Raw genomic sequence first — 13,712 nt, 5'->3', positions numbered from 1 at the left:
GTCGGGCGCGGTCCTCGTGTGGTTCCCCACCGCGCCCGACCGGGGGTCTGGGGCCGGTCAGGCCTCCGGGAAGTGGCAGGCCGCCTCCCGGCCGCCCGGACCGGCGAGCTTCAGCAGCGGCCGCTCCGTCCGGCACACCTCCTGCGCCTTCGGGCAGCGCGGGTGGAACGTGCAGCCGGACGGCGGGTTCGCCGGGCTCGGCGGGTCGCCCGCCAGGACGATCCGCTCGCGCGCCCGCTCCGCGGCCGGATCGGGCAGCGGCACGGCCGACAGCAGCGCCTTCGTGTACGGGTGCGCCGGGTTGCCGTACACCTCGGCCTTGTCGCCGATCTCGACGATCCGGCCCAGGTACATCACCGCGACGCGGTCGCAGACCCGCTTGACCACCGAGAGGTCGTGCGCGATGAACACGTAGGCGAGGCCCAGCTCGCGCTGCAACTCCTCCATCAGGTTGACGACCTGCGCCTGGATCGACACGTCGAGCGCGGACACCGGCTCGTCGGCGATCACCAGCTTCGGCGAGGTGGCCAGCGACCGGGCGATGCCGATGCGCTGTGCCTGGCCGCCGGAGAACTCGTGCGGGTAGCGGTCGAGGTGCTCGGGGATCAGCCCGACCAGCTCCATCAGCTCGCCGGCCCGCTTCCGCGCCTCGGCTGCGCCCGCCCCCTGGACCAGCAGCGGCTCGGAGATGATCCGGGCCACCGTCTGCCGGGGGTTGAGCGAGGAGTACGGGTCCTGGAAGACCATCTGCAAGTGCCGCCGGTGCGGCCGCAGTCGGGACTGGGACAGGCCGCCGATCTCGGTGCCGTCGAAGGTGACGGTGCCGGCGGTCGGGTCGAGCAGCCGGACGATCATCCGCCCGGTGGTGGACTTGCCGCAGCCGGACTCGCCGACCAGGCCCAGGGTCTCGCCCCGGCCGACGTCGAAGGACACCCCGTCGACGGCCCGGATCGGCGCGCCCGGACGCCCGGTGCGACTGCGGCGCCCCGGGAACGTCTTCACCAGGTCCCGTACGGAGAGCAGGGTTTCACCCGTCGATCGAGCCATCACAGGACCCCTTCCGGCACCAGCGGCAGGTGGCAGGCGGCCTGGTGGCCGGGGCCGAGCGGGCCGAATTCGGGGCGCTCGGCCAGGCAGCGGGCGTGCTCCTCGGCGGTCGCGGCGGTGGTGCGGGCGCAGCGCGGTGCGAAGGAGCAGCCGGGGGCGGGGGCGATCAGCGACGGCGGGCTGCCGGGGATGGCCCGCAGCGGGGCGTCGTCGGTGTCGTCGAGGCGGGGCAGCGAGTCGAGCAGGCCGCGGGTGTAGGGGTGCGCGGGGGCGCCGAACAACCGGTCCACCGGGGCCTGTTCGGCGGCCCGTCCGCCGTACATGACGAGCACCTCGTGGGCGACCCGGGCGACGACGCCGAGGTCGTGGGTGATCATGACGACGCCGAGGCCGCGCTCCTGCTGGATCCGGGCGATCAGGTCGAGGATCTGCGCCTGCACGGTGACGTCGAGGGCGGTGGTGGGCTCGTCGGCGATCAGCAGGTCGGGTTCGCAGGCGAGCGCCATGGCGATCATGACGCGCTGGCGCATGCCGCCGGAGAACTGGTGCGGGTACTCGTCGACGCGGCGGGCCGGTTCGGGGATGCCGACCTCGGCGAGCATCTCGACGGCGCGCTGCCGGCCGGCCCGGCGGCCCGCCCGGAAGTGCACCCGGTAGTGCTCGGCGATCTGCTCGCCGACGGTATAGAAGGGGTGCAGGCTGGACAGCGGGTCCTGGAAGATCATCGCGATCCGCCGGCCCCGGACGGTGCCCAGCTCCCGTTCGCCGAGCCCGTTCAGCTCCCGTCCGTCCAGCCGGATCGAGCCGGTGACGGCGGCGCCGCGGTGCAGGCCCATGACGGCGAGCGAGGTGACGGACTTGCCGCTGCCGGACTCGCCGACCAGGCCGAGCGTGCGCCCGGCGTCGACGGTGAAGGAGATGCCGTCGACGGCCCGGACGGTGCCGCGCGGGGTGTCGAACGAGACCCCGAGGTCGTCGACTTCCAGAAGAGCGGCCATCAGTACCTCACTCTCGGGTCGACGAACGCGTAGAGCAGGTCGACCAGCAGGTTCGCCGCGACGATGAAGGAGGCCGCGAGCAGGGTGACGCCGAGGATGACCGGCTGGTCGGAGCGGACCAGCGCGTCGTAGAAGAGCCGTCCGACGCCGGGCAGTCCGAAGATGGACTCGGTGATGACGGCGCCGGCCAGCAGCCCGCCGAGGTCCATGCCGAAGATGGTCAGGATCGGCGTCATCCCGGAGCGCAGCCCGTGCTTGACGGTGACGGTGCGCCCCGGCAGCCCCTTGGCACGGGCGGTGCGGATGTACGGTTCCGCCATCGCCTCGATCATCGAGTTGCGGCTCTGCCGGGCGTACATGGCCGCGTACAGCAGGGCGAGCGCGATCCACGGCAGGAGCAGGTTGGAGGCCCACGGCACCGGGCCGTCGGTGAACTTGTGGTACGCCGGGTAGGGCAGCAGCCCGGCCGTCCTGACGACACCCCAGATCAGCATGATCGAGGTGAAGTAGACCGGCAGCGACGCGGCGCCGACCGAGAACACCATCAGCGTGCGGTCGACGGCCGTGTCCTTGCGCAGCGCCGAGGTGACGCCCGTGCCGAGGCCGAGGGCCAGCCAGAGCACGGCCGCGCCGAGCGCCAGCGAGACGGAGACCGGCAGCCGGTCGGTGAGCAGGTCCCAGACCGGCAGCGAGTACTCGTAGGAGTAGCCGAGGCACGGGAAGCCGCAGTGCACGGCGCTGGGGCCACTGCCGTAGTCGCGGCCGGCGAAGATGCCGGTCAGGTAGCCGGCGAACTGCTCCCAGACCGGCCGGTCCAGGCCCATCGCGGCCTTGACGTCGGCGAGCCGCTCGGGGCTGCAGGTCTTGCCGCAGGCCGCCGCGGCCGGGTCGCTGGGCAACAGGTAGAAGATGGTGAAGGTGATGGCGGTGATGGCGAGCAGGATGCCGGCCGCGCCGAGCAGCCGGCGGCCGAGGTAGAGGATCACGACCGGCCTCCCCGGGGGTCCAGGATGTCGCGCAGCGCGTCGCCGAGCAGGGTGAAGGCGAGCACGGCGAGGAACAGGAAGGCCGTCGGGATCAGGAAGTACGTCGGGTCGGTCTCGTAGAAGTTGATGCTCTCGGCGATCATCTGGCCCCAGGAGGGGGTCGGCGGGCGCACGCCGACGCCGAGGTAGCTGAGCGCGGCCTCGGTCGCGATCATGCCGGGGACGAGCAGCGTCGTGTAGGCGATGACCGGGCCGGAGACGTTGGGCAGGATCTCGCGGGTGAGGATCCGCCAGGGGCGGGCGCCGCCGACCTTGGCCGCCTCGACGTACTCGCGATGCTTGAGCGAGAGCGTCTGGCCGCGGACCACCCGGGCGATGCCGGGCCAGGTGAACAGGCCGATGACCAGGGTGATCAGCAGGATCCGGTTGACGTCCTTGGCCACCGACATCATCGCGATCATGAAGATCAGGGACGGGAAGGACATCGTGAGGTCCATCAGCCGGGAGAGCAGCGAGTCCGTCCGGCCGCCGAAGTAGCCGGCGGCGATCCCGGCCAGGGTGCCGGTGGCCACGACCACGGCGGTGGCGGTGAAGGCGATCAGCAGCGAGACCTGGCCGCCGTGCAGGACCCGGGCGAACAGGTCGCGCCCGGTCGACGGTTCGACGCCCAGCCAGTGCCGGGTGCCGATCCCGCCGAAGTCCCCGATCGGCTGGCCGCCGAGGTACGGGTCGATCGCGCGCTTGTCGAACTCGTCGGGGGACCAGCCGCCGAGCGCGCTCAGCGGGCCGGCCAGTGCGGCGAGCAGCACCAGGACGGCGACGGTGACCAGGCCGAACCGGGCCGAACCGCGGGCCCACAGCCGGTCCCGGACGAGCCGCCAGGGCCCGCGCCCGGCGGCCTTCGCGGGGCCCGCCGCCCCCGCCCGCGCGGTGGCGGGCTCGGTGGCGGCGGGCTCAGTGGTGGCAGTCATCGGACGATCCCTCAGCCCTGGCTCTTGGCGGGGTCCTTGAGGCCGATCGTGGCGAAGTCCCACTGACCGGTCCACACCGGGTGCCCGAAGGCGCCGGCCACGTTCGTCCCGGCCAGCAGCGGGCGGCGCTGCCAGAGCATCGGCACGGTCGGCGCCTTCTTCATCAGGTCGTCGCCCAGCTGGAGCCAGGCCTTGTTGGCCTCGGCGACGTCGGTCATCGCGCTGATCTGGTCGATCCGGTCCGAGGTGGCCTGGTCGCGGAACTGCTCGACGTTGCCCTGGTTGCCCTTCTCCTTGATGGTGCGGCCGTCGAAGACCATGGGCAGGAAGGTCGCGCCGGACGGGTAGTCCGGGCACCAGCCGAGGATGGCGAGGTCGGGCGCGTTCTTGGTGTCACCGATGGTGTCGTAGTAGACGGACGGGTCGGCGGTGGTGATGGTGACCTGGATCCCGGCCTTGGCCAGCGACTGCTGGAGCGCCTCGGCCCGGGTCTTGTCGCCGGAGGAGACGGTCAGCGAGACCTTGAGGTCGGTCTTGCCCGCGTCCTTGAGCAGCTGCTTGGCCTTCTCCGGGTCGCCGGTCGGGGCGATCTTCAGCGTGTCCACCTTGGTGCCGCCGGTCATCGCGGGCGGCAGGTAGGCGGTGGCCACGTCGCCCATCGCCGGGCCGCCGTTCGCGGTGACCTGGGCGTCCCGGTCCACCGCGTACATCAGCGCCTCGCGCACCTTCGGGTCGTCGAACGGCGCCTTGGAGGTGTTGGGGTAGAGCATGTCGGTGCAGCCCTGCTGCTCGGCGATCAGCCGGGACTTCACGTCCGGCTTGGGCAGCACCTTCGCGACCGACTCCGGGCGCAGGTTCATCCACTCGACCGCCGAGGCGTCGGCGCCCTCGCTCGCGATGATCCGGTCGTCGACCTGCCCGCCCTTGAGGCCCTGGACCACCACGATCTTGTCGGGGTAGGCCTTGCGGACCGGGTCGGTGGCCGGGTCCCAGCCGGTGTTGCGGACGAGCGTCAGCTGCTTGCCGCGGTCGTAGGTCTCGATCTTGTACGGGCCGGAGGAGAACGGGCGCAGGTCGTACTGCGTGCCCTTGTCCTGGGCCTGCGGCACGGGCGCGAACGTCGGCAGGGTCGCGGTGTAGGAGAACTCGGCCACCGGGCGCTTGAGGTGGAAGACGACGGTCCGGTCGTCCGGGGTCTCGATGCTCGCCAGGTGCTCGCCGTTCAGCGGGCCCTTGTAGTTCTCGCCGCCGGCCAGGTACTGCTGCGCGTAGTCGGGGCCGCCGGTGAGGTCCGGGGCGAAGGAGCGCTCGACGTTGTACTTGATGTCGGCGGACCTGATCGGCGTGCCGTCCTCGTACTTGACGCCCTCCCTGAGGGTGAAGCTCCAGGTCTTCCCGCCGTCCGAGGAGCGGCCGAGGTCGGTGGCGAGGTCGGGGACGATCTCGCTGCCGGCGGCGCCCGGCTCCGCCTTGAAGGTGACCAGGGTGCGGTAGAGCAGCCGGATGCCGAAGTCCATGTTCGGCATGGTCCAGTTGCGGGCCGGGTCGAGGTGGGCGAAGTCCTGGTTCGAGAGGACGGTCAGGGTGCCGCCCTTCACCGGGGTGCCGCCGACGATCGAGCCGGAGGCGGCGCCGGGGGCCCTGGTGCTCTCGGCCCGGCTGTCACCGCCGCTGTCGCTCTTGTCGTTCGTGCAGGCCCCGAGGCCGAGGGTGAGGGTCGCCGCGAGGGCTGCCGCGAGCGCGGCGTGGGTGCGCCTGGTCATGTTGCAACTCCGCTGTGGGGGCCGGGTCTGGCCGCTCCGCTGTGTGACCCGTAACATAGTAATGTGAAATTGCACTGCACAAGAGCTCGCGCCGCCCGTTACCGAGCTGTGTCCGGCGCCCTACCGCCCGGCGCCCTACCGCCCGTGCCACGTCGAGGAGTTCACCGGTGACCCTCCGTCAAGCCGACCTCAACACGGGGAGCCACGACCTCCCCGTCTCCCCCGCCCTCGACGCCTTCATGGCCACGCGGTGGGCCCCCAGCCCGCTGCCCGCCGACCGGCGCGCACCCGGTCACGACCGACTCCCCGGACGGCACGCCCGGCTCTCCGCCGCGTTCCCCGGCGAGCGGCTGGTCGTCCCCGCCGGCCGGCTCAAGGTCCGCTGCAACGACCTCGACCACCGCTTCCGCCCGCACAGCGCCTACGCCTGGCTCACCGGCCTCACCGGCGAGGACCAGGCCGACCACGTCCTCGTCCTCGAACCGGCCGGCCCCACCGGGCACGAACCCGTGCTCCACCTGCGGCCCCGCTCCCCGCGCGACGGCGCCGAGTTCTACCGCGACCGCCGCTACGGCGAGTTCTGGGTCGGCCGCCGCCCCGACCTCGCCGAGGCCGCCGCGCTCACCGGCCTGCGCACCGAACACCTCGACGACCTCGCCAAGCTGTTCACCGGACCGCAGCCGCCGACCCGCGTCCTGGCCGGCACCGACCCGTTCGTCGACTCCCTGCGGACCGGCGCCGACGCCCTCCGCGACCGCGAACTGGCCGCCGTCCTCTCGGAGTTGCGCCTAGTCAAGGACACCTGGGAGGTCGACCAGCTCCAACTCGCCGTCGACCACACCGTCCTGGGGTTCGAGGACGTCGTCCGCGCCCTGCCCGCCGCCCTGCGCCACCCGCGCGGCGAACGCTGGATCGAGGGCGTCTTCGACCTCCGCGCCCGCGCCGAGGGCAACGGCACCGCCTACACCACCATCGCCGCCTCCGGCGCCCACGCCTGCGTCCTGCACTGGATCCGCAACGACGGCGCCCTCGACCCCGACGCCCTGCTCCTCCTCGACGCCGGCGTCGAGACCGACACCCTGTACTCCGCCGACATCACCCGCACCCTGCCCCTGAGCGGCACCTTCACCCCCGTCCAGCGCCAGGCCTACGACCTCGTCCTCGCCGCCCAGAGCGCCGGCATCGCCGCCCTGCGCCCCGGCGCCCGCTTCCGCGACTTCCACCGCGCCGCCATGCGGGTCATCGCCGAAGGCCTCGCCGACTGGGGCGTCCTGCGCATCCCCGCCGACCAGGCCCTCGCCGAGGACAACGGCCTGTACCGCCGCTACACCCTCTGCGGCAGCGGCCACATGCTCGGCCTCGACTACCACGACTGCGCCCAGGCCCGCGCCGACCGCTACCTAGACGGCACCCTGGAGGAGGGCATGGTCCTCACCGTCGAACCCGGCCTCTACCTCCAACCCGACGACGAGACCCTCCCCCTGGAACTCCGCGGCCTGGGCATCCGTATCGAGGACGACCTCGTCATCACCCCCGACGGCGCCCGCCTGATGTCCAGTGCCCTCCCGAGGACACCGGAGGCCATCGAGTCCTGGATGGCCGACCTGCTGCGGTAGAGCCCTCTACTCCCCCCGCCCCGCCCGCCAGAGGTCCGCGACGAGCTGCTCCGCCGGGCCCGGGCGTGCCAGCCGGTGGGCGGTGCCTGCCCAGAGGTGCATGGACCGGGTGTCGGCGCGGCGGGTGGCGGCGGCGCGGAGGGGGCTGGTGAGGTGGTGGACCTCGGGGTAGGCGGGCGGGGCGTAGGGGCCGTAACGGTCGATGAAGGCGTTGCGCAGGCCTCGGGCCGGGCGGCCGGTGAAGGCGCGGGTGACGACGGTCTCCGGCAGTTCGGTGAGCGCCGCCCGGTGGGCCCGGGACGCGCCGGACTCGTCCGCGCGCAGCAGCGCCGTCCCCAGCTGCACCGCCACCGCCCCCGCCCGCAGCGCCGCCGCGATGGACGGGCCGTCGCCGAGTCCGCCGGCGGCGATCAGCGGCAGGTCGGTCACCGTCCCTACGCTGCCCAGGAGTTCGAGCAGCGGCACCTCTCCCGGCTCGTCCGCGACACGGTGGGTGCCCCGGTGGCCGCCCGCCTCCGGGCCCTGCACGCAGAGCGCGTCCATGCCGACCGCCTCCGCCGCCCGCGCCTCCTCGGGCGTGGTGACGGTGCCCACCTGGAACGACCCCGCCGCGCGGACGGCCGCGGCCTCCGCCGCCGTGGGCAGCCCGAAGGTGTACGAGACGACGTCCACCGGATCGGCCAGCAGCACGTCGAGCTTGGCCTCCCAGTCGTCCCGGTCCGGCCCGGTCTCCTCGGGCAGCCGGACGTCCCACCGCTCGGCCTCCGGCCGCAGCCGCTCCCGGTAGGCCGCGACCGCCGCCGGATCGCCGGGCGCGGCCGGGACGAAGAGGTTCACGCCGAAGGCCCGGTCGGTCGACTTCCGTACGGCGGCGATCTGTTCGGCCGTCCCGGCCGCCGTCCGGTACCCCGCGGCCAGGAACCCCAGCCCGCCGGCCCGGTTCACCGCCGCCACCAGCTCGGGGGTGGACGCCCCGCCCGCCATCGGCGCGGCGATCACGGGAACGGCGAGTTCATCGAGAAGACGGGCCATCGGCGGGTTCCTCCACTCCGGAGAACGGTTCGAACCCGCCCCACCCTACGCCCGCCGGATCAGCCCCCGGCCGCGCGCCTCCCGCACCGCCGCCGTGCGCGAGTCGACCCCCAACTTCGTGTAGATGTGCACCAGATGCGACTTCACCGTGGCCTGGCTCAGGTGCAGCCGCTGGCTCACCTGCTGGTTGGTCAGCCCGTCCGCGACGAGTCCCAGCACCTCGATCTCCCGGTTGCTGAGCGACGCCGCGGGCGTCCGCATCCGCTCCAGCAGCCGGTCCGCGACGGTCGGCGCGAGCGCCGTCCGGCCCGCCGCCGCGGCCCGCACCGCCTGGGCGAGCTCCTCCGGCGGGGCGTCCTTCAGCAGGTACCCGGTGGCGCCGGCCTCCAGGGCGGGCAGGGTGTCCGCGTCCGTGTCGTACGTCGTGACGACGAGCACCCGCGGCGCCCCCGCGCGGGCGGTGATCTCGGCCGTGGCCTGGGCACCGTTCATCGCCGAGCCGGGCCCGAACTGGAGGTCCATGAGCACGACGTCGACCCCGCCCGCGGAGGCCAGCTCGACCGCCCGTTCGGCGGTCGCCGCCTCCCCGACGATCGTGAAGTCCGGTTCGCCCTCCAGGACGGCCCGCAGCCCGGCCCGCACCACCGGGTGGTCGTCCGCCAGCAGCAGCCTGATCACGCCCCCACCTCCGTCGCCGGGAACCCCGGCTGAACCGGCGGCACGGCCGGCACGGCCGGCACCGGCAGCAGCACGGCGAGCGCCGTGCCCTCGCCGGGCGCCGACTCCACCGTGAAGGTGCCGCCGAGCGCCCGGGCCCGGGCCCCCATCGACGGCAGCCCGAACCCGCCGTCGTCGCGCGCCGGGCGCCCCGGGAGCGCCGCCGGATCGAACCCGGCCCCGTCGTCGAACACGTCGAGTGCCACCTCGCCCTCCATGTAGCTGAGCGTCACCTCGGCGTGCGAGGCCCGCGCGTGCCGGACGGTGTTGCCGAGCGCCGACTGCGCGATCCGCAGCAGCGCGACCTCCTGCGGCACCGGCAGCCGCACCGCCTCCCCGGAGACGTGCAGGTGGACGGGCAGCCCGCTGTGCGCCGTCGTGGTGGCGCACAGCCGCTCCAACGCGACGGGCAGCGGGTCGCCGTCGAGCGCGGGCGGGGTGAGCGCGCGGACGAAGCGCCGGGCCTCGTCGAGGTTGTCCTGGGCGGCCTGCCGGGCCTGCTCGACGTAGCCGGCCGCGGCGTCCGTGCGCTCCGGCAGGGCCCGCTGGGCGGCCCGGAGCAGCAGCTGGATGCTGCTGAGGCTCTGCGCGAGGGTGTCGTGGATCTCCCGGGCGAGGCGTTCGCGCTCGGCGAGCACCCCGGCGGCGTGGTGGGCGGTGGCGAGGTCGGCGCGGGCGGCGGTGAGCTCGTCGATCAGCCGGCGGCGCTCCTCGCTCTCCCGGTACAGCGCCTGGTAGCCGAGGACGGTCGCGGTGGCGACGGCGGCGCCGAGCGCGGGCCCGATCGACGCGGCCACGCTGAAGGTGTGCTGGTGCCAGGACCACGCGGCGATCGCGGCGGCGGCGGTCAGCCCGACGGCGGCGAGTCCGCCCCGGCGGCCGAGCAGGTGCAGTTCGAGGAAGTACAGCGGGAACGCCAGCCACACCCCGTCCTGCGTGGCCACGAGCACGCCCGCCCAGGTGACGCCGAGCAGCGCGAGCCACAGCGCGGCCGCCCGGCGCGAGCGGCGGATGACCGCGAGCCTCGGCCCGGCCGCGTAGGCGGCGCCCATGGCGGTGGCGGCGGCGGTCACGGACGCCGGGTCGCCGTCGCGGCCGGTGAAGGCGCGGGCGACGGCGAGGACGAGCAGGCCCGCCACGAGCAGGTGCAGGCAGACCTGGAGGACGCGGGCGACGGGGGTGGTGCGGAAACGTTCGGTCGCCATCCGTCCAGCCTAAGTTCCGCGTCGCGGGCCCGGCATCAATCAAAAGGTTGAACTCCGCTTCTGCCCTTCGATGCCGAGGATGCAATCCCCCGTGCGATGCCCGCGGGCCCCCTTCCCGGCGACGGTGTGGGCACACAGTCGTTTCGTGCAGAGAGGCCCGTCGTGTTCGTCGCCTGGAGGGACCTGGGGTTCGCCAAGGGGCGGTTCGCCCTGATGGGGACCGTCATCGTGCTGATCACCGTGCTGGTCGGCCTGTTGTCCGGGCTGACCGCCGGGCTCGGCCGGCAGAACGTCTCGGCGATCACCGGCCTGCCGGCCGACCACCTGGTGTTCGGACGGCCCGCCGACGGGCAGCAGCTGTCCTTCACCGACTCCCAGGTCACCCCGGAGCAGTGGCAGGCCTGGTCACACGAGCCGGGCGTGACCTCCGCCCAGCCGCTCGGCATCACCACCACCAAGGCCGCCGCCGGGCAGCGCACCGCGGCACTCTCCGCGTTCGGCGTCCCGGACGGCTCCGGGCTGGCCCCGCAGGGCGCCCGCATCACCGCCGGCCAGGCGGTGCTGTCGAAGACCGCCGCCGCGAACCTCGGCGGGCTGACGGCCGGCGCCGGCTTCACGATGGCCGGCCACCCGCTCACCGTCGCCGCCGTCGACGGCGACGCCGCCTACAGCCACACCCCCGTGATCTGGACCAGCCTCGCCGACTGGCAGGCGTTCGCCCCCGGCGGCACCGGCCACGCGACGGTCATCGCTCTCACCGCCGCGAAGGGCGCCGACCTCGGCGCGGCCGACGCCCGCCTCGGCACCGAGACCCGCACCCGCGACGACGCGCTCGCCGCGATCGGCTCCTACACCTCCGAGAACGGCTCGCTGCAGCTGATGCGCGGCTTCCTGTTCGCCATCTCCGCCCTGGTCATCGGCGCGTTCTTCACGGTCTGGACGATCCAGCGCAGCGGCGACGTCGCCGTCCTCAAGGCCCTCGGCGCCTCCACCCGCTACCTGCTGCGGGACGCGCTCGGCCAGGCCGTCCTGCTGCTGGTGCTCGGCACCGCGGCGGGCACCGCGATCGCCCTGGGAGCGGGCTCGCTGATCGGCTCCGCCGTCCCGTTCGTCCTGGACGCCCCGACCCTGCTGCTGCCCGCCGCCGTGATGATCGCCCTCGGCGCCGTCGGCGCGGCCCTGTCCATCCGCCGGATCACCTCCGTCGACCCGCTGACCGCCCTCGGGAGCGCCCGATGACCCTCCACCTCGACCACGTCACCCTGACCTACCCGGACGGCGACGGCCGGCTCACCGCCCTCGACGACGTCTCCCTGACCGTCCCCGCGGGCACCATCACCGCCGTGGTCGGCCCGTCCGGCTCCGGCAAGTCCAGCCTGCTCGCCGTCGCCGCGACCCTCATCGCCCCCGACTCCGGCCGGGTCGTCGTGGACGGCACCGACACCACCGGCCTCACCCGCGCCGAACTCACCGCGCTGCGCCGCACCCGCATCGGCATCGTCTTCCAGCAGGCCAACCTGCTGCCGTCCCTCTCGGCGGTCGAGCAACTCCAGGTGATGGCCCACCTCGACGGCCGCTCCCCGCGCGCCGCCCTCCCCCGCGCCCTCGAACTCCTCGACGCCGTCGACCTGCGCGACCAGGCCCACCGCCGCCCGCACCAGCTCTCCGGCGGCCAGCGCCAACGCGTCAACATCGCAAGGGCGTTGATGAACGACCCGAAGGTCCTCCTGATCGACGAACCCACCAGCGCCCTCGACCACGAGCGCGGAGCGGCCGTCCTCGACCTGATTACCACCCTCACCCACCAGCGCGCGACGGCGACGATCCTGGTCACCCACGACCGCACCCACCTGACCGCCGTCGACGAGATCGCCGAGGTCCACGACGGCCGGCTGACTACTTCTTCGCAGCCAGTACGTCGTCCACCGCTAGCGTCACCGATGCCCCGATCGACTCCGGCAATGTGAACGACTGCCCGGGGTGATGGACGGCGTGTACCCGGTACTCGCCGTCCTTGGGGTCGGTGAGCACCATGACGCGCTGGTTCTTCCGGTCCACGATGACGTAGACGGGCACTTCAGCCTCGGCGTACGCAAAGGGCTTCTTCTTCAGGTCGTCACTGACGTTCGACGACGTGACCTCCAGCACGAGACGGAACGCCGCTGGGTCGTAACAGTTGTACTCGATCAGGTGATCATCAATGTCGGCATCGACGATCGACAGATCGGGCACCGCATAATCCGAGGGCCCGTCCGGCAACCAGATGCCCACGTTCTGCAGAACGTCGACCTCGTCCCCATCGAGGCCGGCCGCAAAAAGTACCCGCATGAGGCGACTCAGCGACTTACCGTGCGAAACATCCGGCGGCGGCGTCACGGTGATCTGGCTCCCGACGATCTCGACCCGATGCCCGGCGAACTGGTTCGAGATCAGCTCGGCGGCTTCGAGCAGCGTCAGCTGCCCCATCGGTTCTTCCACTGCTGCGGCGGACATGGAGTTCCTCCTGACTGCCGATGTCGAGAACATCATCGTAGGACGCAGACGCCTTCCGACGCCCGATCTTCACCCCTCACCCGAACGAGTGGTTTAGCCTCTACCGCGCCCGCAGCCGCAGCGCCGTGCGGGGCTCCTCCTGGGCCTCCTGGCCGTTCGCCCACAGGGACCGCACGTGGCTCAGGTGCCGCGTCATGCAGGCCTCCGCCGCCTCCGCGTCGCCCGACAGCATCAGGTCCAGCAGCTCCAGGTGCTCCTCCGCCGAGGACACCAGCTCGCCGCGCTCGTCGAGGCGGTTCAGCCCGTACAGCCGCGAGCGCTTGCGCAGGTCCCCCACCACGTCCACCAGCCGCGCGTTGCCCGCGAGGCCCAGCAGGTCGAGGTGGAACTGGCGGTCCGCCTCCAGGTAGCCGATCAGATCGTGCTTGCGCGCGGCGGCCACGATCGCCTCGGCCTGCGGGCGCAGCCGCTCCAGCTGCTCGGCGGTGGCCGTGCGGGTGACCCGGCCGACGGTCGGGACCTCGATGAGGGCGCGGATCTCGGTGTAGTCGTCGAGGTCCCGCTCGGTGAGTTCGGTGACCCGGAAGCCCTTGTTGCGGACGGCCTCCACCAGGCCCTCGCGGGCGAGGTCGAGCATGGCCTCGCGCACCGGCGTGGCGGAGACGCCGAAGTCGGCGGCGAGCGCGGGCGCGGAGTAGACGACGCCGGGGCGCAGCTCCCCGGAGATCAGGGCGGCGCGCAGTGCGTGGGCGACCTGGTCGCGGAGCCGCTCCTGCACGGAGATCAGGGTGCGGGACTTGAGCTCGGCCATGGTGTTCCTCCGGGTCGGTGCAGAACACCAGCGTACAATGTCACGTTACGGTGCGTGCGCAACGGTCCGCGAT

Annotated in this window: 13 protein-coding genes; 3 read left to right on the top strand and 10 right to left on the bottom strand. The window is 73.1% G+C overall.

Annotation, left to right across the window (positions count from 1 at the left end):
• Positions 1–57 precede the first annotated feature (57 nt).
• The 5 genes from ACFV4F_RS22195 to ACFV4F_RS22175 are packed head-to-tail and all read right to left on the bottom strand — an operon-like array spanning position 58 to position 5,765.
• Positions 58–1,047: an ABC transporter ATP-binding protein gene (locus ACFV4F_RS22195; RefSeq protein ID WP_380444347.1), complete on the bottom strand. Its 990-nt coding sequence runs from the start codon at positions 1,045–1,047 to the stop codon at positions 58–60.
• A complete protein-coding gene (locus ACFV4F_RS22190; RefSeq protein ID WP_380444349.1) occupies positions 1,047–2,045 on the bottom strand; it encodes an ABC transporter ATP-binding protein in 999 nt (332 codons plus the stop codon). Before ACFV4F_RS22190 ends, ACFV4F_RS22195 begins: the two co-directional genes overlap by 1 nt.
• Positions 2,045–3,031: an ABC transporter permease gene (locus ACFV4F_RS22185; protein ID WP_380444351.1), complete on the bottom strand. Its 987-nt coding sequence runs from the start codon at positions 3,029–3,031 to the stop codon at positions 2,045–2,047. The genes ACFV4F_RS22190 and ACFV4F_RS22185 overlap by 1 nt, the downstream gene beginning before the upstream one ends.
• Positions 3,028–4,002 (bottom strand): ABC transporter permease, encoded by a 975-nt coding sequence (locus tag ACFV4F_RS22180; RefSeq protein WP_380444353.1) that lies wholly within the window; start codon positions 4,000–4,002, stop codon positions 3,028–3,030. The genes ACFV4F_RS22185 and ACFV4F_RS22180 overlap by 4 nt, the downstream gene beginning before the upstream one ends.
• Positions 4,003–4,013: 11 nt before the next feature.
• Positions 4,014–5,765 (bottom strand): ABC transporter substrate-binding protein, encoded by a 1,752-nt coding sequence (locus ACFV4F_RS22175; RefSeq protein WP_380444355.1) that lies wholly within the window; start codon positions 5,763–5,765, stop codon positions 4,014–4,016.
• A gap of 167 nt (positions 5,766–5,932) precedes the next feature.
• Between ACFV4F_RS22175 and ACFV4F_RS22170 the strand changes: the two genes are divergently transcribed.
• Positions 5,933–7,381: an aminopeptidase P family protein gene (locus tag ACFV4F_RS22170; protein ID WP_380504711.1), complete on the top strand. Its 1,449-nt coding sequence runs from the start codon at positions 5,933–5,935 to the stop codon at positions 7,379–7,381.
• A 6-nt stretch (positions 7,382–7,387) separates the two neighbouring features.
• Here ACFV4F_RS22170 and ACFV4F_RS22165 read toward each other — a convergent pair whose 3' ends face one another.
• Genes ACFV4F_RS22165 through ACFV4F_RS22155 form a run of 3 tightly spaced genes read right to left on the bottom strand, consistent with a single transcriptional unit; the run spans position 7,388 to position 10,335 of the window.
• Entirely contained in the window at positions 7,388–8,413 is a 1,026-nt protein-coding gene (locus tag ACFV4F_RS22165; protein WP_380504708.1) for a nitronate monooxygenase, read from the bottom strand.
• A gap of 45 nt (positions 8,414–8,458) precedes the next feature.
• Entirely contained in the window at positions 8,459–9,091 is a 633-nt protein-coding gene (locus tag ACFV4F_RS22160; RefSeq protein WP_380444361.1) for a response regulator, read from the bottom strand.
• Complete coding sequence (locus tag ACFV4F_RS22155) at positions 9,088–10,335, bottom strand: sensor histidine kinase (protein ID WP_380504705.1); 1,248 nt, start codon at positions 10,333–10,335, stop codon at positions 9,088–9,090. Before ACFV4F_RS22155 ends, ACFV4F_RS22160 begins: the two co-directional genes overlap by 4 nt.
• A gap of 162 nt (positions 10,336–10,497) precedes the next feature.
• Here ACFV4F_RS22155 and ACFV4F_RS22150 point away from each other — a divergent pair, with 162 nt between their 5' ends.
• Both ACFV4F_RS22150 and ACFV4F_RS22145 read left to right on the top strand, forming a co-directional pair.
• Positions 10,498–11,574 carry an ABC transporter permease gene (locus tag ACFV4F_RS22150; protein ID WP_380444365.1) on the top strand — a complete coding sequence of 359 codons (1,077 nt, stop codon included), beginning with the start codon at positions 10,498–10,500 and terminating at the stop codon, positions 11,572–11,574.
• Positions 11,571–12,302, top strand: coding sequence for an ABC transporter ATP-binding protein (locus tag ACFV4F_RS22145; protein ID WP_380504702.1), 732 nt, complete (start codon positions 11,571–11,573; stop codon positions 12,300–12,302). The genes ACFV4F_RS22150 and ACFV4F_RS22145 overlap by 4 nt, the downstream gene beginning before the upstream one ends.
• Here ACFV4F_RS22145 and ACFV4F_RS22140 read toward each other — a convergent pair.
• Together ACFV4F_RS22140 and ACFV4F_RS22135 are read right to left on the bottom strand one after the other, a co-directional pair.
• Positions 12,232–12,828, bottom strand: a complete 597-nt coding sequence (locus tag ACFV4F_RS22140; protein ID WP_380504699.1) for a Uma2 family endonuclease — start codon at positions 12,826–12,828, stop codon at positions 12,232–12,234. The two genes, ACFV4F_RS22145 and ACFV4F_RS22140, sit on opposite strands and share 71 nt — an antisense overlap.
• Positions 12,829–12,928: 100 nt before the next feature.
• Positions 12,929–13,639, bottom strand: coding sequence for a GntR family transcriptional regulator (locus ACFV4F_RS22135; RefSeq protein WP_380444370.1), 711 nt, complete (start codon positions 13,637–13,639; stop codon positions 12,929–12,931).
• Positions 13,640–13,712 lie beyond the last annotated feature (73 nt).

The organism is Kitasatospora sp. NPDC059722 (genome assembly GCF_042733235.1).
Taxonomy (GTDB): Bacteria; Actinomycetota; Actinomycetes; order Streptomycetales; family Streptomycetaceae; genus Kitasatospora.
This window is presented reverse-complemented; position numbering and strand designations above follow the sequence as displayed.

Coding starts and splice junctions, on each gene's coding strand:
- ACFV4F_RS22195 (WP_380444347.1), bottom strand. CDS start 1,047: ATGGCTCGATCGACGGGTGAAACCCTGCTCTCCGTACGGGACCTGGTG.
- ACFV4F_RS22145 (WP_380504702.1), top strand. CDS start 11,571: ATGACCCTCCACCTCGACCACGTCACCCTGACCTACCCGGACGGCGAC.
- ACFV4F_RS22175 (WP_380444355.1), bottom strand. CDS start 5,765: ATGACCAGGCGCACCCACGCCGCGCTCGCGGCAGCCCTCGCGGCGACC.
- ACFV4F_RS22140 (WP_380504699.1), bottom strand. CDS start 12,828: ATGTCCGCCGCAGCAGTGGAAGAACCGATGGGGCAGCTGACGCTGCTC.
- ACFV4F_RS22180 (WP_380444353.1), bottom strand. CDS start 4,002: ATGACTGCCACCACTGAGCCCGCCGCCACCGAGCCCGCCACCGCGCGG.
- ACFV4F_RS22155 (WP_380504705.1), bottom strand. CDS start 10,335: ATGGCGACCGAACGTTTCCGCACCACCCCCGTCGCCCGCGTCCTCCAG.
- ACFV4F_RS22135 (WP_380444370.1), bottom strand. CDS start 13,639: ATGGCCGAGCTCAAGTCCCGCACCCTGATCTCCGTGCAGGAGCGGCTC.
- ACFV4F_RS22190 (WP_380444349.1), bottom strand. CDS start 2,045: ATGGCCGCTCTTCTGGAAGTCGACGACCTCGGGGTCTCGTTCGACACC.
- ACFV4F_RS22165 (WP_380504708.1), bottom strand. CDS start 8,413: ATGGCCCGTCTTCTCGATGAACTCGCCGTTCCCGTGATCGCCGCGCCG.